The sequence below is a fragment of the Xanthomonas sp. WHRI 6106 genome, from assembly GCF_040202405.1.
GTDB lineage: Bacteria > Pseudomonadota > Gammaproteobacteria > Xanthomonadales > Xanthomonadaceae > Xanthomonas > Xanthomonas cannabis.
Genome location: NZ_JBEGFC010000003.1, coordinates 336,923 through 357,247, shown reverse-complemented (window position 1 = coordinate 357,247; position 20,325 = coordinate 336,923). Strand labels below are relative to the sequence as shown.

Below are 20,325 nucleotides of genomic sequence, written 5' to 3'. Positions count from 1 at the left end.
GAAACGGCGGGCCTTCGCCCGCCGTCGCGCATCGCATCGATGGGCCGCGGCGGTCACGGCCGCCGGGCATCACTCGGCGGCGGGCGTTTCCACATCCAGCCCCAGCCAGCCACCGACAATCCCGCGCAGTTCGTCCACGCCCTGGCGCGATTCGCCGGAGTAGGTCTGCACGGTCACGCTGTCGCCGAAGCGCGAGGTCACTTCCTTCTTGACCTTCTGCAGCGTCTGCATCTGCTGGCCACGGCCGAGCTTGTCGGCCTTGGTCAGCAAGCCGTGCGCGGGCAGGCCGCGTTCGGCGGCATAGCCGAGCATCTGCAGGTCGTAATCCTTGAGCGGGTGGCGGATGTCCATCACCACCACCAGCCCGCGCAGCGCCTCGCGGGTGCGGAAATAGCGGTCGATGAAGGCCTGCCAGTGCGCCTGCAGGTCCTGCGGCACCTTGGCGTAGCCGTAGCCGGGCAGGTCCACCAGGTAGCGCTCGGGCTGGATCTGGAAGAACACCAGCTGCTGGGTGCGGCCAGGGGTCTTGGACACGCGCGCCAGCGAATTCTGGCGGGTCAGCGCATTGAGCGCGCTGGATTTTCCGGCGTTGGAGCGGCCGGCGAAGGCCACCTCGTAACCGCCATCGTCGGGCAATTGCCGGGCGTTGTGGGCGGACAGGTGGTAGCGGGCTTGTTCGATAAGGAGCGACATCCCCCTAGGATCGCACGTTCGGGCTCTGCCGGTTTTGCTGCACTGTTCGTTGACCCTGGCGCAAAGGCGTGTCGATAATCGAAGCACGCCTGCCACAGCCAGCACCCAACGCGCGCGGGCCGGGTCCATACGGAGCTTTAGCTGATGCGCCATGCTCGTGTGCTAGTCCTCGCCACCCTCGCCGTGCCGGTCATCGCGGCCGTGGCATTTGCGCAGTCGGCGGTCACGCCGATCCCCGATCCGCCGCCCGTGCGCGTTGCGCCGCTGGAGGTGGATCTGGCCAAGACCACCTGGGGCGATGCCAAGGCCGGCCAGGCCAAGGCGGCGGCCTGCGCGGCCTGCCACGGCCCGGACGGCAACCCGGCGGTGGCCATGTACCCGCGCATCGCCGGGCAGACCGAGCGCTACGTGGCGCATCAGGTCGCGCTGATCGCCAGCGGCGAACGCAACACCGGCATGTCGGCGGTCATGGTGCCGTTCGTCAAGGACCTCACGGCGCAGGACATGCGCGACCTGGGGGCCTACTTCGCCACCCAGAAGTCCGCCGCCGGGGTGGCCGACGACGCGGCCATCGCCGAGGGCCCGTACCAGGGCATGAAGTTCTACGAGGTCGGCGAAAAGCTCTACCGCGGCGGCGACATCGCGCGCGGCGTGCCGGCTTGCATGGCCTGCCATGGCCCATCCGGCGGCGGCAATCCCGGCCCGGCCTACCCGCGCCTGGGTGGCCAGCATGCCGAGTACGTGGCGCGCCGCCTGAAGGAATACCAGGCCGGCACCACCCAGGAGCGCAATCCGGCGCTGTTCAATATCATGGCGCAGGTAGCGCACCCGCTGACCGAGCAGGAGATCCAGGCGCTGGCCAGTTATCTGCAAGGTCTGCACGACCGCGCCGACGATGCGGCCGCCGCCCAGATGCCCGCCGGCACACCGGCACGCTCATGAGCTGACGGACGCACCTGCCCCACCGTGTCACGACGCCGGTCCCGAGACCGGCGTCGTCGTTTCCCGCTCTCCCCCTCGCCCCACGGAGCCCGCATGAATCTGCTTTCCCGCCTGTCCCTGCTGTTGTTGATCCTGGTACCGCTGGCAGCCTGCGCCGCCGACAAGACGGCGCCACCGGTCGAAGGCGAGGACTACACCCTGATCGACGGCGGCCAGCCGTATGCGCCGCTGGCCGGCAAGGTCGAAGTGGTCGAGGTGTTCGGCTACACCTGCCCGCATTGCGCGCATTTCGAACCCACGCTGGAGGCCTGGGCCGCCAAGCAGCCCGCGTATGTGCGCTTCACCCCGTTGCCGGCGGCCTTCGGCGGGTACTGGGATGCGTTTGCGCGGGCCTATTTCGCCGCCGACATCCTGGGCGTGGCCAAGCGCAGCCACCGCGCAATGTTCGATGCCATCCATGAAAAGCAGAGCGTGCCGACCCAGAACGTGTCCGCAGACGAACTGGCCGTGTTCTATGCCGACTACGGCGTGCCGCAGCAGCGCTTCGTCGACACCTTCAAGAGCGAGGCGGTGGACGCCAGGCTCAAGGCCGCACGCGAGTTCGCCCTGCGCAGCAAGCTGCCCGGCACGCCGGCCCTCATCGTCAACGGCCGCTATCTGATCGGCGCGCGCAATTATCCGGACATGCTGCGCGTGGCCGACTACCTGATCGCCCGCGAACACGCCGCACCTGCCAAGCGCTGAACCGCGTAACCGCCACCGACAGCCGCCCGTGGCATCATGCGCCCCGCGGCCGTCCGGCCCTTTCCTCGCCCCACGCTGGAGATCCAATCCGATGAAGACCCGCTTCGCCCTGACGCTGATGGCGCTGCTGCCGATCCTGGTCGCCTGCAAGGCCCAGGACGGCTCGTCCGACACTGCGCCCGCCACCACGCCGTCGGCCGAGACGGCGCCCGCTCCGGCCGCTGCCACACCGGCCGCCGACCCGGCCGCCCCGCCAGCGGTGGGCGAAAGCGCCACCACCCCGCCGCCGGCCGCACCCAGCGCCGCCCCGCGCGCGCCGAATGGCCCGGAGCCGGTCGCCGGCACCGATTATCTGGATATCGACGGTGGCCAGCCGTATCAGCAGGCCGCCGGCAAGATCGAAGTAGCGGAGGTGTTCGGCTATGTCTGCCCAGCCTGCAACGCGTTCCAGCCGCTGATCGGGCCGTGGAAGGCCGGGCTGCCGTCGGACGTGCATTTCGTCTACGTGCCGGCGATGTTCGGTGGTCCATGGGATGACTACGCGCGCGCCTTCTACGCCGCCGAAACGCTGGGCGTGCAGGAAAAGACCCACGAAGCGCTGTACAAGGCCATCCACGTCGACCAGAGCCTGAAGGGCGAGCGCGGCAAGGATTCGGTGCAGGACATCGCCGCGTTCTACGCCAAGTACGGCGTGGACTCCAAGACCTTCATCGACACCATGAGCAGCTTCGGCGTCTCGGCCAAGACCAACCGTGCCAAGCAGTTCGCCACCCGCAGCAAGATCACCGGCACGCCGTCGCTGATCGTCAACGGCAAGTACCTGGTCAAGGGCCAGAGCTTCCCGGACATGCTGCGCATCGCCGATCACCTGATCGCGCGCGAACGCGCCACGCTGGCCAAGTGAGCCGGACGACCGTCACGCCGTGAACGCTTCGGACTCGCGCACCCTGCGGGTGCTGACCGCCAATATCCAGGCCGGCTCCAGCACCCGCCGCTACAGCGATTACGTGACCCGCAGCTGGTCGCATGCGCTGCCGCTGGGAGCAAAGCGCACCAGCCTGGACAGCATCGCCAAGCTGGCCGGCGAACGCGACATCGTCGGCCTGCAGGAAGCCGACCCGGGCAGCCTGCGCTCGGGCTTCACCAACCAGACCCACTACCTGGCCGAGCGCGCCGGCTTCCATTACTGGAGCCACCAACCCAACCGCCGCATGGGTGGGGTGGCCTCCAGCGCCAACGGCCTGCTCAGTAAGCTCGAACCGCTGGAAGTGCAGGACCATGCCTTGCCCGGCCGCATCGGCGGGCGCGGCATCCTGCTGGCCAAGTTCGGGCAGGGCCGCGAGGGACTTGCGGTGGCGGTGGCGCATCTGTCGCTGGGCGCCAATTCGCGCATGGCGCAGCTGGCCTTCATCGCCGAACTCCTGTCCGAGCATCCCAACGCCATGCTGATGGGCGACTTCAACTGCGTGGCCGACCGGCCGGAAATGCAGGCCCTGTACCGCCATACGCGCCTGCAGCCGCCGAGTTGCGTGGTGCATACCTTCCCGAGCTGGCGGCCGGACCGGGCGATCGACCATATCCTGGTCAGCGACAGCCTGGTGATCGAACACACCGAAGCCATACCGGCAGCGTTTTCGGATCATCTGGCGGTCGGCATGGATATCCGCGTGCCACTGCAGCTGCTGCGCTAGCGCACGCAAGCTGCCAACGGGTTCGCACTGGCGAACTCGACCGATGACACCCCCTCGACACCGCCTGTGCGATAACGCAGGCGGTTTTTTGTTGGGAGCACATCACGTGATACGCATCGTATGAGTGCGTTGCCATGAGTGCGACAGCGCCGCACACCCAGCCGGTCCGTACCTTGCGCCCGGTGTTCGTGCTGGCGGCCACGGTCGTATGCACGTTCGCCGTGCTGGTGTCGTTGTTTCCGCTTGAATCAGGCCGCGTACTGCTGGATGCGCAGACCTGGGCCTCGCGCAATGTCGGCTGGTACTACCTGCTGGCAATGACGGTGTACCTGGTGTTCGTGCTGGGCGTGGCCTTGTCCAGCTACGGCAACATCAAGCTCGGTGCCGATCACGACGAACCGGAATTCAGCTATCTCTCCTGGGCCGGCATGTTGTTCGCGGCGGGCATCAGCATCACGCTATTCTTTTTCTGCGTCTCCGAACCGCTCACCCATTATCTGCAACCGCCCCAGGGCGGCACCGGCAACGGCGAAGCATCCGCCCGGCAGGCCATGCAGTTGCTGTGCCTGCACTGGGGCCTGCATGGCTGGGGCGTGTTCGCGCTGGCGGCGATGGCGCTGGCCTATTTCGCCTTCCGCCACAATTTGCCGCTGGCGTTGCGTTCGGCGCTGTATCCGCTGATCGGGAAACGTATCAACGGGCCAATCGGTTACACCGTGGACGCACTGGGCATCGTGGCCACCGTGTTCGGCCTGGGCGCGGACATGGGCTTTGGCGTGCTGCACCTCAACGCCGGCCTGGGCACCTTGATGGACGTGCCGCACGCGCACTGGGTGCAGGTCGCGCTGATCGCGGCAATGATGGGCGCGGCAATCATTGTCGCGGTCTCCGGCGTGGAAAAAGGCGTGCGCTGGATGTCGGACATCAACATGCTGCTGGCGATCGCGCTGTTGCTGTTCATGCTGTTTGCCGGCCCCACGCAGTACCTGCTCAATGCCTTGATGCAGAATCTGGGCGACTACCTGGGCAGCGTGGTCGGCAAGAGTTTCGATGTGTATGCCTATGGCGGCCGCGCCGACTGGCTGGGCAACTGGACGGTGTTCTACTGGGCCTGGTGGATCGGCTGGGCGCCATTCGTGGGCTTGTTCATCGCACGCATTTCGCGCGGGCGCACCATTCGCGAGTTCGTGCTGGGCGTGCTGTTGATACCGCTCGGTTTTACGCTGGCGTGGCTGTCGATCTTCGGCAATAGCGCACTGGATCAGCTCCTGCACCATGGCCAGGCCGCGTGGGCACAGCAGGCCATCGACGCCCCTGAGACGGTGTTGTATTCGTTGCTGCAGAGTTACCCGTGGAGCCGCACGGTGATCACGGTGACCGTGGCGATCAGCTTCGTGTTCTTCGTGACCTCGGCCGATTCCGGCACGGTGGTGTTGTCCACGCTGTCCTCGCATGGCGGTGAACCGCACGATGACGGACCGCGCTGGCTGCGCGTGTTCTGGGGCGTGCTCACTGCCGTGGTCACCGCAGGCCTGTTGCTGGCCGGCAGCATGGACGCGCTGAAATCGGCGGTGGTGCTGGCATCGTTGCCGTTCTCGGCGGTATTGCTGTTGATGGCGTGGGGGCTGTCGCGCGCGCTCAGCGAGGAATCGCAGCGCAAACGTGCACAGCTGCATAGCCCCAGTCCGTTGATCGGGCAATCGCGCCATCATGGCGGCTGGCGCCAACGCCTGGGCCAGGCCATGCATTTCCCGGCGCGCGACGAGGTCTATCGCTTCATGCGCGACCAGGTGCGCCCGGCCATCGAGGCGGTGACTGCACAGCTGCAGGAAGAAGGCTGGAACGTCAGCAGCCGCATCGACGACGGCGACATGGACATCAGCGTCGATCATGGCGAGCAACAGGGTTTCCGCTACCAGGTGGTCCTGCGCGGGTATCTCACCCCGTCGTTTGCTGCACAGCGCCTGCGCAACCAGCGCTATTACCGCGCCGAAGTGTATCTGTACGAAGGCAGCCAGGATTACGACCTGGTCGGTTACAGCCGCGAGCAGATCATCAACGACATCATCGATCAATACGAGCGTCACCTACAGTTCCTGCACCTCACCCGCTGAGTTGCAGCACTGCGGCGCCTGTCCCCAGGAGGTTTGTCATGCCACGTTTTCCCGACCAGTTGCTGTACATCGGCGGCCGTCATGTTCCCGCCCGCGGCGGCCATACGTTCGAAGTGGTCAACCCCGCTACCGGCGAGGTGCTGGCCAACGTGCACAGCGCCGGTGCCGACGATCTGGATGCTGCCGTCGACAGCGCCAGGGCCGGCCAGCGCGAATGGGCGGCGCTGACCACCGTGGAGCGCTCGCGCATCCTGCTGCGCGCGGTGGCCCTGCTGCGCGAGCGCAATGATGCGCTGGCCGAACTGGAAACGCTCAACACCGGCAAACCGCTGAGCGAAACCCGCAGCGTGGACGTCGTCACTGGCGCCGACGTGCTGGAGTACTACGCCGGTGTGGCGCACGCACTGCAGGGTGCGCAGGTGCCGCTGCGCGAGGGCAGCTTTTTCTATACACGGCACGAGCCGCTGGGCGTGGTGGGTGCCATCGGCGCGTGGAATTACCCGATCCAGATCGCGCTGTGGAAGGCCGCACCCGCGCTGGCGGCCGGTAACGCGATGATCTTCAAGCCCAGCGAAGTCACCCCGCTCACCGCACTTAAGCTTGCCGAGCTGTTCACCGAAGCCGGCTTGCCCGATGGCGTGTTCAACGTGCTGCCCGGCGATGGTGCCAGCGTGGGCACCGCGCTCACCGAACACCCGCAGATCGAAAAGATCAGCTTCACCGGCGGCACCGCCACCGGCCGCAAGGTGATGGCCAGCGCATCGAGTTCGTCGCTGAAGGACGTGACCATGGAACTGGGCGGCAAGTCGCCGTTGATCGTGTGTGCCGATGCCGACCTGGATCTGGCCGCCGACATCGCGATGATGGCCAACTTCTACAGCTCCGGGCAGGTGTGCACCAACGGCACCCGCGTGTTCGTGCCGCGCGCGCTGCGCAACGCCTTCGAAGCGCGGCTGCTGGCACGCGTGCAACGCATCCATATCGGCGACCCGCTGGATACGCGCACCACCTTCGGCCCACTGGTCAGCGCGGCGCACATGCAGCGGGTGCTCGACTACATTGACCAGGGCAAGGCCGAGGGTGCACGCCTGCTGTGCGGCGGCGAGCGCCTGCGCGATGGTGCGCTGGCGCAGGGCTATTACGTGGCCCCGACCATCTTCAGCGATTGCACCGACGTGATGGCCATCGTGCGCGAAGAAATCTTCGGGCCGGTGCTGAGCCTGCTCACCTACGACGACGAGGACGAAGCGATCACACGCGCCAATGCCACCAGCTATGGCCTGGCGGCCGGCGTTGTCACGCCGGATCTGGCGCGTGCACATCGGCTGATCCATCGCCTGGAAGCGGGCATCTGCTGGATCAACACCTGGGGCGAGTCGCCCGCACCGATGCCGGTGGGCGGCTACAAGCAATCCGGCGTGGGGCGCGAGAACGGCCTGGCCACCTTGCAGGCGTATACGCGTACCAAATCGGTCCAGGTCGAGCTGGAACGCTACGCCTCGGTCTTCTGAGGGGTTCGCCCCAGGTCGCAGTCGCTCGGCGGCTGCCTCCTGCCAACCAGGCGCGGGGCGTGGTCACACGTTGCCGCGGCAAGCCCGCACACCTGCGCCGCACCTCAACTGCCGCGGCATCGCAGATGCTTCAGGAGACCACCATGCAACGCGAATATGACTACATCATCATCGGCGCAGGTTCGGCCGGTAACGTGCTGGCCGCGCGCCTGACCGAAGACCCGGGCGTGACTGTGCTGTTGCTCGAAGCAGGCGGGCCGGACTACCGTCTGGACTTCCGCACCCAGATGCCCGCAGCGCTGGCATTTCCGCTGCAGGGCCGCCGCTACAACTGGGCCTACGAAACCGAGCCGGAACCGTACATGGACAGCCGGCGGATGGAGTGCGGGCGCGGCAAGGGCCTGGGTGGCTCCTCGCTGATCAACGGCATGTGCTACATCCGCGGCAACGCGCTGGACTTCGATCACTGGGCCAGGCGGCCGGGCCTTGAGGACTGGAGCTACCGCGATGTGCTGCCCTACTTCCGCAAGGCCGAAACGCGCGACATCGGCGCCAATGACTATCACGGCGGCGACGGCCCGGTGAGCGTGGCCACGCCGAAGAACGACAACAACGTGTTGTTCCATGCCATGGTCGAGGCGGGCGTCCAGGCGGGCTACCCACGCACCGATGATCTCAATGGCTACCAGCAGGAAGGCTTCGGGCCGATGGACCGTACCGTCACCCCGCGCGGCCGCCGCGCCAGCACTGCGCGCGGTTACCTGGACATGGCCAAGCCGCGCGATGGCCTGCACATCGTCACCCACGCCACTACCGACCGCATCCTGTTTGCCGGCAAGCGCGCCATCGGCGTGCATTACCTGGTCGGCAACAGCAGCGAAGGCATCGATGCGCACGCGCGCCGCGAAGTGCTGGTGTGCGCCGGCGCGATTGCATCGCCGCAACTGTTGCAGCGCTCCGGCGTGGGCGCGTCCGATCTGCTGCGTGCGCTCGACGTGCAACTGGTGCACGACCTGCCAGGCGTGGGCCAGAATCTGCAGGACCATCTGGAGGTCTACATCCAGTACGCGTGCACCAAGCCGGTGTCGCTGTACCCGGCCTTGCAATGGTGGAACCAGCCTGCGATTGGCGCCGAATGGCTGTTCGCCGGCACCGGCACCGGTGCCAGCAATCAGTTCGAAGCCGGCGGCTTCATCCGCACGCGCGATGAGTTCGACTGGCCCAACATCCAGTACCACTTCCTCCCCGTCGCCATCAATTACAACGGCAGCAATGCGGTGAAGGAGCACGGCTTCCAGGCGCATGTCGGCTCGATGCGTACGCCCAGCCGCGGACGCGTGCATGCCAAGTCGCGCGATCCGCGTCAGCATCCGTCCATCCTGTTCAATTACCAATCCACCGACCAGGACTGGCAGGAATTCCGCGACGCGATCCGGATCACCCGCGACATCATCGCCCAGCCCGCGCTCGATGCGTACCGCGGCCGCGAAATCAGCCCGAGCGCCGATTGCAGGACCGATGCGGAACTGGATGCCTTCGTCCGCGCGCGTGCGGAAACCGCCTACCACCCGTCGTGTTCGTGTGCGATGGGCACCGACGACATGGCCGTGGTCGATGGGCAGGGCCGCGTGCACGGCATGGAAGGCCTGCGCGTGATCGACGCGTCCATCATGCCACGCATCATCACCGGCAACCTCAATGCGACCACCATCATGATCGCCGAGAAGATCGCCGACCGCATGCGCGGGCGCACTCCCTTGCCGCGCAGCACGGCCGACTATTACATCGCAGGCGATGCGCCGGTTCGCCGTTGAGCCTAGCGCTTGCTTGAAACTGGAAGCGCGAGCGCGCCGGTCGCCTCGCGCACCGGCAGCGGCGCGTCGCGTTGCAGGCGCTCGGCAACAGCACCGGGCGCCACTTCATCGGCAACGGTACTGCTGCCTGCAAGATGACCGCAGCGCCATTGACGCAAGCACCTAGCCCGGCACACGTGGGCTATGCTTTGCGCATGACCTCGGACATCCACCCGGAAGCCGCCATCGCGCCCGGCTATCTGGCCAACCATGCCGCGCGCGTCTTCAATCGCCTGGTCGATGCCCGCCTGCGCGAGCATGGAATCACGCTCGCGCTGATCGGGCCATTACTGCTGTTGTCCTGGAAGGGCCCGATGCTGCAGCGGGACCTGGTGCGCGAGTCCGCGGTGAAGCAGCCGGCGATGGCCGCGTTGCTGGACAAGCTTGAAGCGATGGCGCTGATCGCGCGCGAAGCATCGTCGACCGACAAGCGCGCCGCCACCGTTCGCTTGACCGCGGCAGGGCAAGACGCCGCCGCAACCGGGCGTACCGTCCTGCTCGATGTCAATGCACTCGGCGTCTCGGGATTTTCCGGCAAGGACGCCGGCCTGCTGACGGCGCTTCTCGGCCGGCTCATCGCCAACCTGGAATCCGCTGCCAGCGAATAGCATCATGCATGATATTTACGTATCATACATGATGTAAATTCACTGCAGGAGTGGTCGCATGTCCCGCCGGATACTCATTACAGGCGCCAGCGTCGCCGGGACCACCGCTGCGTGGTGGCTTGACGCGTACGGGGTCGAGGTGGAGGTGGTCGAACGCGCACCGGCGTTTCGTGACGGCGGCCAGAACGTCGACGTCCGGGGCAATGCGCGCGACGTGCTGCGCCGCATGGGACTGGAAGCCCGCGCATTCGAACGCAGCACCAGGGAGCTCGGCACCGACTGGGTGGACGCAGACGATCGCGTCATTGCGCGGTTCAAGGCAGACGCGTCAGACACCGACAGCGGCCCCACCGCCGACCTGGAAATCCGTCGCGGCGACCTGGCGCGCATGTTGTACGAGGCCTCGCGTGAACGCGTGGCCTATCGCTTCGGCGACAGCGTGTGCGGTGTCGCCCAGGACCAGGCCGGTGTCGAGATCACCTTCCACAGTGGTCGATGCACCCGCTACGACGCGGTCATCGTCGCCGAAGGCGTTGGGTCGCATACCCGCGAACTGGTGTTTCCCGGCGAGAACGTGCCGCGCTGGATGGACCTGACCCTTGCCTATTTCAGCATCCCCCGGCAATCGCACGACAGTGCCTATGCCAGGCAATACAACACGGTGGGCGGACGCGGCGCAACGCTCAAACCCGCACTCGACGGCAAGCTTGGCGCTTATCTGGGCATACAAAAAAAGCCCGGAGGCGAGAACGCCTGGACGCCGGAGCGGCAGCGGCGCTTCATCGAAACCCAGTTCGCCAACGATGGCTGGGAATTTCCACGCATTCTCGCCGCGATGCGGGACGTCGACGATTTCTATTTCGACGTGTTGCGCCAGGTGCACATGCCGCGGTGGTCCGCCGGCCGGGTGGTGCTGACGGGCGATGCCGCCTGGTGCCCCACCTCGTTGTCGGGCATCGGCACGACGCTGGCGTTGGTCGGCAGCTACGTGCTGGCAGGCGAACTTGCCCAGGCCGTCTCGCCGATGCACGCATGCATGCGCTACGAAAGGATCATGCGCCCGTTCGTCAAGGAAGGTCAGAACATTCCCAAGCTCGTACCACGCCTGTTGTGGCCGCACTCCGCAGCCGGGCTGACGCTATTGCGTGGGGCGATGCGCCTGGCAGGCATGCCAATTGTTCGCCGTCTCGTCACTGACGGCTTCGCACGTGATTCCAACAGGATTGCCTTGCCCGACTATCGCCCGATAGCACCCCTTTAAAGCGGCCGTTGCGGCCGGTCCGTCGCAACCACTGCACGGCAGCGCTCCGTCCATCGATATGGCGCCTGGCGGCCGGCACCCAGGTCCGATGCCAGGAGCAAGCCGCAACGGCGATCATGCCTGTGCATGACCGCCGTTGCATGTCGGCGCGCGTGGCCCTCCCTGAGAACCACGCGGCGTCTGGTCACGCCCTAGAACTTCAGGTCCACACGCGCGTACCAGAAACGCCCGCCGGGAATGTCGTAGGTGGAGGCGTCATAGCCGTTGAGCGAGCACGACAGGCAGATCGGTGGGTCCTTGTCGAACACATTGTTCAAGCCGGCCGTGAGCTGCAGGCCCTTGAGCCAATCGACGCGATACCCGATCTGTGCATCGTGATAGGTGATCGCATCCAGCTGATTGGTGCCTTCGGCCGGGTTGCCACACACCGCAAACTCCACCGCATCGCCGCACTGCTCGGTGAGCTTGGAGATGTGCCGCGCCGTCCACGACGCCGTCCAGTTCCCCAGCGACCAATCCAGCACGGCATTGCTGGTCCACTCGGGAATCGCGCTGTCGACCACTTCGATGCCCGGCCCCTGCGGCTGGCGCTGGCCCGCTGCGCCAAGCGCCTCGTAGCGGCCCACGAAGGTGTTCTGCCACGACAGCTTGAAGCGGCCGAACGTGGTTTCCGGCAATGTCCAGAACACGTCCACGTCCCAACCGTCGGTCTTGATCGAGCCCAGGTTGGTCAGGCGGTTGTTGAACGCATTGATGCCGCCGGTGGAGGCGCGTGCAATGCCGTCGCAATACAGCACGTCCAGTGTGTCCACGCACAGATCCAGCTGGGTCTGCGCATTGATCGCCTGGATCGCACCGTCCACATGGTGGCGATAGAACGTGGCTTCCAGGTCGAGCCGATCCGACCAGCTGGCGTTGCTGGCAAAGCCGGGGCTGAAGACGAAGCCGGCACTGAAGCTGCGTGAGCGTTCCGGGTCCAGCTGTTCATTGCCGCCAGTGGTCACCGAGATCTGCTGATTGGCCTGCTGGTACCCGCCCGGCACTCCCAGCGCGGCGCAGTTGGCGGCGCTGCCACGTGGTGCGGTGCCGCCCAGGCCGATCGAGCAGGGGTCCGACAGCTGCAGGTCGGCGCGTGCGGCCGAACCGAACAGCTCGCCGATGGTGGGGGCACGGAAACCTTCGGCGTAACTGGTGCGCAACACCAGCTCGTCGGTCACCTGCCAACGCAGGCCGTACTTGGGCGTGAACTCGCCACCGAAGGTGGAGTAATCCGAATAGCGCCCGGCGATGTTCAGATCGAGTTTGTCGCCCAGCGAGGAGTTGGCGAAGATCGGGATGTTGAGCTCGAGATAGGCCTCGTTGACGTCGTAGCTGCCGGAGGTGGGCAACGACGGCACGCCGTTGTAGCGCCCGGCCACGGTCAGCGGATCGGGCTGATACGCGCCTTCGTACTTGCGGTATTCGTAGCCGGTGGCAAACGACACCGCGCCGCCCGGCAACTGGAACAGTTCGCTGCTGAGGTTGGCGGTGAACAGGCTCAATTCGTTCTGGCTGCGGTCGCGGACCACCGGCTGGATCCAGCGCAACATGTCCGGCGTGATGCTGCCGGCGCCGCTGAAGATATCCAGCGGCACGCAGCCGGCCACTGCCGCGCATGCAGCCGGGTCGCCGAGCGCCAGATTGATGTTGAACAGGTTGTAGCTGCCGTAGTTGGTCTGCTCGGCCTTGTTCTTGCTGTACATGCCGTTGACGTCCCAGAACCAGGTCCGCGCGGCGCCCTCGAAGGTGCCCACCAGCCCGGTGCCGACGTACTGCGTATCCACCTGCTGCTGGTAGCGCCGCGGCCCGCCTTCCACCGGGCGCCGGCCGATCTGGATCAGATTGGTGGCCGAATCCAGATCGAAGCCGAACGGATTGAACGGATTGAGCGCCGAAATCCGGATGTTGTCGGCCAGCGGATTGCCGGTGCCGGCGTCGGGGCCGAGAAAGATCGGCTCCGGTGCGGCCTGGTTGGTCGACTCGCGGCGATTGCCCAACGCCTTGACGTACCACTGCACATCGTCGTTGAAGTAATAGCGGAACTGCGCAAACACGCCCTTGCGCTCGGACGGCGTCAGCAGCAGGTTCTGCTCGGCAAAGTTGTAGCGGTCGGCGGTGCCGAAGCAGTGGTAATCATCGCTGCGCGTGCAACCGGCGCTGCCATCGTATTGCGGCGTGCCCACACCGGCATTGGGGGTGAGGTTCTGGCGCGCGCCCGTGTTCGGGTCGACGAACTGGAAGCGCCCGTCCGGCGTGGCCGAGCTGCCGAAGGTCAGCCCGGTGCCGGGGATCGGGAAGCGCGCCTGCGCACGGTCACGCGCATAGATCGGATCCTGCTTGACGTAGCTGGCGCCCAAGAACAGGCTGAAATCCTCGCCACTGGTGCCCCAGGCCAGATCCACGCCCTGGTTGGCGCCATCGCCCTTGCCGTACTGGCCGTAGTTGAGCGTGACCTGCGCGCCATCGAAGGTGCGCCGGGTGATGATGTTGACCACGCCGGCAATCGCGTCGGAGCCGTACAACGACGAGGCGCCGTCTTCGAGCACTTCGATGCGCTCCACGATCGCCAGCGGAATGGTGTTGAGGTCGGTCGACGATCCCACGCCGGACGCCGAGGATTCGTTGACCCAGCGGATGCCATCGACCAGCACCAGCACGCGCTTGGAGCCGAGATGGCGCAGATCCACCTGCGCCGAGCCCGCGCCCACCCCGCCCCCATCGGGCGGAAAGCCGAAATTGCCGGACGAATTGAACTTGGCGTTGAGCGCCGAACCGGACGCGGTGAGCTCCTGCAGCACCTCGCCGATCGAGGTCAGGCCGGTGCGCTCGATATCGGCGCGGTTGAGCGTCTGGATCGGCACCTGGCCTTGCAGCTCGGCCGTCTTGATGCGGGTACCGGTGACCTGCACGCTATCGAGCGTGCGCGTGCCGGGTGCGGCCTCGGGCTGTTGCGCCCAGGCGAGCGTGGGAATCAAACACAACGACAACTGCACGGCCAGGCGCGACCGCGACGGGCAAATCAGACGCTTCATCCTTTCTCTCTCCAGAAGGATTCTTCAAAGTGTCCGCACGCCCCCGTGCCCTGCGGTCCCGCTCCAACTTGTAAACGAAACCTTAACGCATCGCAATCTGGCGGTGCAGCACTGCGATGCGTGTCGCGTTCGGGGCCGGCCTGGGACTGGGCCTGGCGCCAGCGCCTGCACATTCCGCGTCATGGCGATTGGGCGATCGCCATGACGCCGCGCTGCGGCCACAGCGTGGGATCATGGTCAAGGCTGCATGGTTCGCCGGCATGGCTGTCTCTCGCGTTCACTCAGGTGCCCAGCCCTGCTTCGGTATCATCGCGCGATGACTTCTGCCCCCCGTTTCGCCGCTCTCCTCGCCGGCCTGCTGTGCCTTGGCAGCACCGCCTTGCATGCGCAAATCCTCGATCCCAAGCTGACCGCGATGCGCGACGCCATCGCCACGGCAGAGCGCGGCCAGTCCGATCCCGCCCAGCTCACTGCCTTGAACCGCCATCCGCTGTATGGCTGGCTGGAGTTCGCCACCCTCAAGCGCAGCATCGACACCGTCTCGAACGCGCAGGCGCAGAGCTTTCTGCAGCGCTACGCCGGCCAGCCGGTGGCCGAGAGCTTCCGCAGCACCTGGCTGCCGGCAGTGGCACGGCGTCAGGACTGGACCACGCTGCTGGCCAATTGGAAGAACACCGACAATATCGGCCTGCGCTGCGCACACCTCACTGCGCGGCAGGCCACCGGACGGATGGACGCGCAGTGGAGCCGCGACGCGCTGGGGCTGTGGCGCAACGGCAAGGCCCTGCCTGATGCCTGCGAACCCGTCATCGCCGCCCTGGATGCGCGCGGCGATCTGACCCCGGCGTTGCGCTGGGAGCGCGTGGAAGCCGCTGCCGATGCGCAGCTGCCTGCGGTGATGCGTACCGCCGCGCGCGGCTTGCCGGCGGCTGATCTGGCGCTGGCAACCGATTACGCTGCCTTTCTCGACAAGGTCCACCCGCGTGCACTGGGTTGGCCCCGGACCGAACGCAGCCGCCGCATCGCCGTCGATGGCCTGGCCAAGCTCGCCAAGAGTGCCCCCGATGCTGCCGAACAACAGTTGCCGCCGCTCGCCAGCGCGCTGGGTTTCAGCGACGCGCAACGCGGCCAGGTGCTGTATCAGATCGCGCTCTGGACAGTCGCCTCCTACCTGCCGGACTCGGCGCGCCGGCTCAACGCGGTGCCCGACGGCGCCTATGACGAACGCCTGCACGAATGGCGCGCACGCGAGGCGATGGCGCGTGGCGACTGGCCCGCGGCGTTGGCCGCAATCCGCAAGATGCCGGCCAGCCAACGCGCCGACTCGCGCTGGCAGTATTTCGAAGCGCGCCTCACCGAAAAGACCGGCGCGGCCGCCGCTGCACAGCCGCTGTATCGCGCAGCGGCGCAGTCGCCCACCTTCCACGGCTTCCTGGCGGCCGACCGGGTGCAGCAACCGTATCGGCTATGCCCATGGGAGCCCAAGGACAGCCCGCAGGCCAAGGCCGCGGTGGCACGCGATCCCGCACTGATGCGCGCGATCGCCCTGTTCCAGATCGACCGCCCCGGCTGGGCGGTGGCCGAATGGAACGATGCCGCCAGCCGCTTCGATGACACCCAGCGCCGTCTGGCCGTGGAAGTGGCCAGCGACAACGGCTGGTTCGACCGCGCGGTGTTTGCACTTGGCAAGCAACCGGACGAGCAGCGGCTGTATTCGCTGCGCTTCCCGCTGCATCACGACGACAGCATTCGTCGCGAAGCTGCCAAGAATGCGATCGACCCGGCCTGGGTGGCCGCGGAGATCCGTGCCGAGAGCATCTTCAATCCGCGCGCACGCTCGCCCGCCAATGCGATGGGCCTGATGCAGGTATTGCCGGGCACCGGCGCGGCGGTGGCCAAGGGGATCGCCCTGCCCGGCTATGCCGGCGCCGCCAGCCTGTACGAGCCGGACACCAATATCGCCATCGGCACCGCCTACCTGCGTCAGTTGCTCAACACCTACGGCCTGCCCTACCTCACCATCGCCGCCTACAATGCCGGCCCCGCCCCGACCGGCCGTTGGCTATCGCAGCGCCCCGGCTTCGAGCCGGACTTCTGGATCGAGACCATCAGCTACAAGGAAACCCGCGACTATGTTGCGCGCGTGCTGGCCTTCAGCGTGATCTACGACTGGCAACTCAACGGCGACATGCTCCCGCTCAGCGATCGCCTGATGGGCAAGCTGGTGGACAAACGCCAGAAGCCGGTCTGCGCGCCGGGCCAGGGCCCCAGCAACACTGCGCAGGACTGAGGACGCGTCGGCCGGCAGACAGGCAATGGGGCTGAATGGCTGCGCTGCGCCAGTGCGCAGCGTGTCGTGGCGAATACCCAGGCTCACAATGACCAACGCCCGCAGTGCTGCGGGCGTTGGATGTTGCTGTTTGGCGCTGCAGCCATCACAGCGTTGCCTGCACCTGGTTACAGCTTGCCGGCACCGGCCTTGGCCTTGACGTCTGCAGCGACCTTGTTGGCAGACAGCAGGTTGTAGGTGTACGGCGGCTTCCAGCCGATGTTGCTGTTCCACGAGCAGCTCAGCGCCTTGCCATTGAGCAGCGAGCCCTGGTCGCGGTACACGCTGCCCTTGTAGTCGGCAGCGATCTTGTCGCAGCTGCTCACGCCGCTAATGTCGAAGGCGTTGTTCTCGGAGAAGATCTTCGACTCCTTGCCTACGCCATGTGCGTGCGAGAACGGGTACACCTTATGACTGGTGCTGCCCACGTGGTAGTTGTTGTACAGATGCACCTGACCGAAGCGCACCCGCGGCGCACGCGCGGAGATGTTCTCGAACAAGGTGTTGTGGATGGTGACCTTGAGCTTGCCGCTATCGGTGCTGGAAGCGCTGTCGCTGGAACCGATCAAGTCGTTCTTCTCGTGCGACTTGAACGCCGAGTACGAAATGGTCACGAAGTTGGCGCCTTTCTTGACGTCCATCGCGCCGTCGTGGTGCTGCTTTGGGCGGCCGTTGGCGGTGCCGTTCTGGTCGTCGGTGCGGCGACCATCGGTGAAGGTGACATGGTCCACCCACACATTGGTGGCGCCTTCCACGGTCAGGCCGTCGTACTCGGAATTCCAGTTGCCCTTGTCGCCATCGTCGGCGTCCCACTTCGGCTCCGGATCCCACGGATTTTCGATGGTGAGGTTACGCACGATGACGTCATTGGCCTTGACGTAGAAATAGCCCTCGCGAATTTCCGCATTGGTGCCGACGCCGATCAAGGTGGTCTTGGTCGGGATGTCCAGGCGCGCACGCGTCTTCATGTCCGAGGTCTTGGTGTAGGGCTTGCCTTCGCTGATGTCGATGACACCCTTGACCTTGATGATGCGCCCGTTGCTGCCGACACTGGCCTTCAATGCGGCCTTCAATTGTGCTGCGGTGCTGACGGTGTAGATGTTCGCGGCCGCTGCCTTGGAACCGCCCTTGGTACCGCCGTTCTGGGTGGCCCAACCAGTGGTGGCAACCTCCAGCGCGGGGTCGGCGGCGTGGGCCGTGGTCGACAACAACGTGGCGCTCAACATGACACCCACAACGGTACGTCCCACAACAGTCGATGCTTTCGACATGGTGATCAAATCTCTTGAATGAGTGGTGCATGGCACACCGCCATGCGGTGTGCTCCCCGTGTGCTCGCCGTGTGCTCGCCCAGGCCATCAGGCCAGTCCCCTAGCGAGCCCGTCCGATGCTAATGCGTATGTACGTTTTTTAACAGTACATTTCGCACATATTGCACCTGCGTTTTTGGAATGACTCCGCAGCACATGCAGCACGCGTCGTCGCGCACTGCATGTGGCGCGTCTTGTCGAAGGTGCGATCGCTTACAGCTTGCCGGCGCCTGCTTTTGCCTTGACGTCGGCGGCGACCTTGTCGGCCGACAACAGGCTGTAGGTGTAGGGCGGGGTCCAGCCGATGTTGCTATTCCACGAGCAGCTCAGTGCCTTGCCGTTGAGCAGCGAGCCCTGGTCGCGGTACACGCTGCCGCCGTAGTCGGCGGCGATCTTGTCGCAGCTGCTCACGCCACTGATGTCGAACACATTGCGCTCGGAGAAGATCTTCGACTCCTTGCCCACGCCATGTGCGTGCGAGAACGGGTACACCTTATGACTGGTGCTGCCCACGTGGTAGTTGTTGTACAGATGCACCTGGCCAAAGCGCACCCGCGGCGCACGCGCGGAGATGTTTTCGAACAAGGTGTTGTGGATGGTGACCTTGAGCTTGCCGCTGTCGGTACTGGAAGCGCTGTCGCTGGAACCAATCAAGTCGTTCTTCTCGTGCGACTTGAACGCCGAGTACGAGATGGTCACGAAGTTGGCGCCTTTCTTGACGTCCATCGCGCCGTCGTGGTGCTGCTTTGGGCGGCCGTTGGCGGTGCCGTTCTGGTCGTCGGTGCGGCGACCGTCAGTGAAGGTGACATGGTCCACCCACACATTGGTGGCGCCTTCCACGGTCAGGCCGTCGTACTCGGAATTCCAGTTGCCGGCACTGCCATCATCCGGGTCCCACACAGGCTGCGGGTCCCACGGATTTTCGATGGTGATGTTGCGGATGATGACGTCGTTGGCCTTGACGTAGAAATAGCCTTCGCGGATCTCGGCGTTGCTGGTGATGCCGATCAGCGTGGTCTTGGTCGGGATGTCCAGACGCGCGCGGCTCTTCATATCGGCCGTCGTGGTATAGGCCTTGCCTTCGCTGATATCGATGATGCCGCTGATCTTGATGATGCGCCCGTTGCTTCCCACGCTGGCCTTGAGCGCGTTCTTCAGTTCCGCAGCAGTCTTGACCGTGTAGATGTTGGCGGCGGCTGCTTTCGAACCGCCCTTGGTGCCACCGTTCTGCGTTGCCCACCCGGTGGTTGCCACTTCCAGCGCAGGATCGGCATAGGCAACGCCGGTGAGCAGCAACGACCCGACAAACAGCGACGCGGCGGCCGCCGTTGATAATTTCGGCTTCATCTTGGATGTCTCCCTCGAATGGGTTCGATGCACCGCGCAGCGGCACATCCCTCGTCTATCGACTACGGAACGTACTTTTCAGGTTTGTACTTTTCAGTTCCGCGTCACCGATACTAGGAGCATCGCAATCGCTTGTATCTAGGCAATGCATCGATATGCACGCGCAGTCACGCAAACGGTTGCGAGACACACAAGAGAGGACAAAACGCTGCAATCAAGACACGCGAGGACAGCGCCAAGGACACTGCAACGCAACATGATGCGGGTCGCCGTGCAGCCGTGCATGGGTCGGATACCGGGTGCCGCTGCGATCACACGCAGGCAGCGTCAACGTGCGTGCGGCGCACAGTGACGTGTCGCTTGCCACGCGTTCAATCGCTGCGCATGTGGTTGCCGCGATAACGCAACCGCTGATGCCGTACGCGTTGGCGGCTCGTCGACGCGCTACATAAGCGACACGTATCCCGACAGACCCACATGGCGTGTACGATCCGGCCGAGACATCCTGCGCACCGAGTGGTTGACGCAAGGCACTGCAAGAAACGCCGTAATCGCAGACGAAGCATTCTCACCGCAACTGCTGACGATGATGCAATCCATCGGCGCGTTTGGACCGTCTCGCCTGCGACCAAGCGCCGCATCCGTAGCGGCACGCATGCGGCGCAACGGTGCACAGATGTTCACGAGCGCTCAGCGGCAGCCGTCATGTGGTGCGGGCGGCGCGTAGGGCCCGGAAATCGACAGATAGCTGCCCATCACGGGCACCGGCCGCGCCCGCCTGGCGGTGCACGCAATCGTCTCGTTCGCTGCTCCAGCCGCCATGGCGAGCCGTGTCCATCGCCAGGATCGCG

Annotated in this window: 14 protein-coding genes; 10 read left to right on the top strand and 4 right to left on the bottom strand. The window is 65.6% G+C overall.

The window, feature by feature from the left end; genetic code table 11:
- Positions 1-69: 69 nt before the first annotated feature.
- Positions 70-693, bottom strand: a complete 624-nt coding sequence (yihA, locus tag ABQZ09_RS07200) for a ribosome biogenesis GTP-binding protein YihA/YsxC (protein WP_039411921.1) — start codon at positions 691-693, stop codon at positions 70-72.
- A gap of 144 nt (positions 694-837) precedes the next feature.
- On the opposite strand from yihA, the gene ABQZ09_RS07195 reads away from it, so the two are divergent.
- The 9 genes from ABQZ09_RS07195 (at position 838) to ABQZ09_RS07155 (ending at position 11,417) form a co-directional block, all read left to right on the top strand.
- Positions 838-1,635, top strand: a complete 798-nt coding sequence (locus ABQZ09_RS07195; protein ID WP_039411918.1) for a c-type cytochrome — start codon at positions 838-840, stop codon at positions 1,633-1,635.
- 93 nt (positions 1,636-1,728) lie between these two features.
- Entirely contained in the window at positions 1,729-2,379 is a 651-nt protein-coding gene (locus ABQZ09_RS07190) for a thiol:disulfide interchange protein DsbA/DsbL (RefSeq protein ID WP_349776497.1), read from the top strand.
- Positions 2,380-2,470: 91 nt separating this feature from the next.
- Positions 2,471-3,283 carry a thiol:disulfide interchange protein DsbA/DsbL gene (locus ABQZ09_RS07185; RefSeq protein WP_349776496.1) on the top strand — a complete coding sequence of 271 codons (813 nt, stop codon included), beginning with the start codon at positions 2,471-2,473 and terminating at the stop codon, positions 3,281-3,283.
- Between the two features lie 49 nt (positions 3,284-3,332).
- Entirely contained in the window at positions 3,333-4,070 is a 738-nt protein-coding gene (locus tag ABQZ09_RS07180; RefSeq protein ID WP_047694993.1) for an endonuclease/exonuclease/phosphatase family protein, read from the top strand.
- A 134-nt stretch (positions 4,071-4,204) separates the two neighbouring features.
- The gene (gene betT, locus ABQZ09_RS07175) at positions 4,205-6,184 is read left to right on the top strand and encodes a choline BCCT transporter BetT (protein WP_349776495.1); all 1,980 of its coding nucleotides are present in this window, start codon (positions 4,205-4,207) and stop codon (positions 6,182-6,184) included.
- Between the two features lie 38 nt (positions 6,185-6,222).
- Positions 6,223-7,695, top strand: a complete 1,473-nt coding sequence (betB, locus tag ABQZ09_RS07170; RefSeq protein ID WP_349776494.1) for a betaine-aldehyde dehydrogenase — start codon at positions 6,223-6,225, stop codon at positions 7,693-7,695.
- A 143-nt stretch (positions 7,696-7,838) separates the two neighbouring features.
- Complete coding sequence (gene betA, locus ABQZ09_RS07165) at positions 7,839-9,509, top strand: choline dehydrogenase (RefSeq protein ID WP_349776493.1); 1,671 nt, start codon at positions 7,839-7,841, stop codon at positions 9,507-9,509.
- Positions 9,510-9,703: 194 nt separating this feature from the next.
- Positions 9,704-10,156, top strand: coding sequence for a MarR family winged helix-turn-helix transcriptional regulator (locus ABQZ09_RS07160; RefSeq protein ID WP_349776492.1), 453 nt, complete (start codon positions 9,704-9,706; stop codon positions 10,154-10,156).
- A gap of 58 nt (positions 10,157-10,214) precedes the next feature.
- Entirely contained in the window at positions 10,215-11,417 is a 1,203-nt protein-coding gene (locus ABQZ09_RS07155) for an FAD-dependent monooxygenase (RefSeq protein WP_349776491.1), read from the top strand.
- Between the two features lie 191 nt (positions 11,418-11,608).
- On the opposite strand, the gene ABQZ09_RS07150 is transcribed toward ABQZ09_RS07155, so the two are convergent.
- On the bottom strand, positions 11,609-14,488 hold the full coding sequence (locus ABQZ09_RS07150) for a TonB-dependent receptor (protein ID WP_349776490.1): 2,880 nt from the start codon (positions 14,486-14,488) through the stop codon (positions 11,609-11,611).
- A gap of 316 nt (positions 14,489-14,804) precedes the next feature.
- Here ABQZ09_RS07150 and ABQZ09_RS07145 point away from each other — a divergent pair, with 316 nt between their 5' ends.
- Positions 14,805-16,778 (top strand): transglycosylase SLT domain-containing protein, encoded by a 1,974-nt coding sequence (locus ABQZ09_RS07145; protein WP_349776489.1) that lies wholly within the window; start codon positions 14,805-14,807, stop codon positions 16,776-16,778.
- 167 nt (positions 16,779-16,945) lie between these two features.
- On the opposite strand, the gene ABQZ09_RS07140 is transcribed toward ABQZ09_RS07145, so the two are convergent.
- Both ABQZ09_RS07140 and ABQZ09_RS07135 read right to left on the bottom strand, forming a co-directional pair.
- Positions 16,946-18,043: a pectate lyase family protein gene (locus ABQZ09_RS07140; RefSeq protein WP_228314561.1), complete on the bottom strand. Its 1,098-nt coding sequence runs from the start codon at positions 18,041-18,043 to the stop codon at positions 16,946-16,948.
- Between the two features lie 297 nt (positions 18,044-18,340).
- Positions 18,341-19,474 (bottom strand): pectate lyase family protein, encoded by a 1,134-nt coding sequence (locus tag ABQZ09_RS07135; protein WP_039412517.1) that lies wholly within the window; start codon positions 19,472-19,474, stop codon positions 18,341-18,343.
- Positions 19,475-20,325 lie beyond the last annotated feature (851 nt).

Coding starts and splice junctions, on each gene's coding strand:
- ABQZ09_RS07145 (WP_349776489.1), top strand. CDS start 14,805: ATGACTTCTGCCCCCCGTTTCGCCGCTCTCCTCGCCGGCCTGCTGTGC.
- ABQZ09_RS07135 (WP_039412517.1), bottom strand. CDS start 19,474: ATGAAGCCGAAATTATCAACGGCGGCCGCCGCGTCGCTGTTTGTCGGG.
- ABQZ09_RS07160 (WP_349776492.1), top strand. CDS start 9,704: ATGACCTCGGACATCCACCCGGAAGCCGCCATCGCGCCCGGCTATCTG.
- betB (WP_349776494.1), top strand. CDS start 6,223: ATGCCACGTTTTCCCGACCAGTTGCTGTACATCGGCGGCCGTCATGTT.
- yihA (WP_039411921.1), bottom strand. CDS start 693: ATGTCGCTCCTTATCGAACAAGCCCGCTACCACCTGTCCGCCCACAAC.
- ABQZ09_RS07150 (WP_349776490.1), bottom strand. CDS start 14,488: ATGAAGCGTCTGATTTGCCCGTCGCGGTCGCGCCTGGCCGTGCAGTTG.
- ABQZ09_RS07140 (WP_228314561.1), bottom strand. CDS start 18,043: ATGTTGAGCGCCACGTTGTTGTCGACCACGGCCCACGCCGCCGACCCC.
- betA (WP_349776493.1), top strand. CDS start 7,839: ATGCAACGCGAATATGACTACATCATCATCGGCGCAGGTTCGGCCGGT.
- ABQZ09_RS07190 (WP_349776497.1), top strand. CDS start 1,729: ATGAATCTGCTTTCCCGCCTGTCCCTGCTGTTGTTGATCCTGGTACCG.
- betT (WP_349776495.1), top strand. CDS start 4,205: ATGAGTGCGACAGCGCCGCACACCCAGCCGGTCCGTACCTTGCGCCCG.
- ABQZ09_RS07195 (WP_039411918.1), top strand. CDS start 838: ATGCGCCATGCTCGTGTGCTAGTCCTCGCCACCCTCGCCGTGCCGGTC.
- ABQZ09_RS07155 (WP_349776491.1), top strand. CDS start 10,215: ATGTCCCGCCGGATACTCATTACAGGCGCCAGCGTCGCCGGGACCACC.
- ABQZ09_RS07185 (WP_349776496.1), top strand. CDS start 2,471: ATGAAGACCCGCTTCGCCCTGACGCTGATGGCGCTGCTGCCGATCCTG.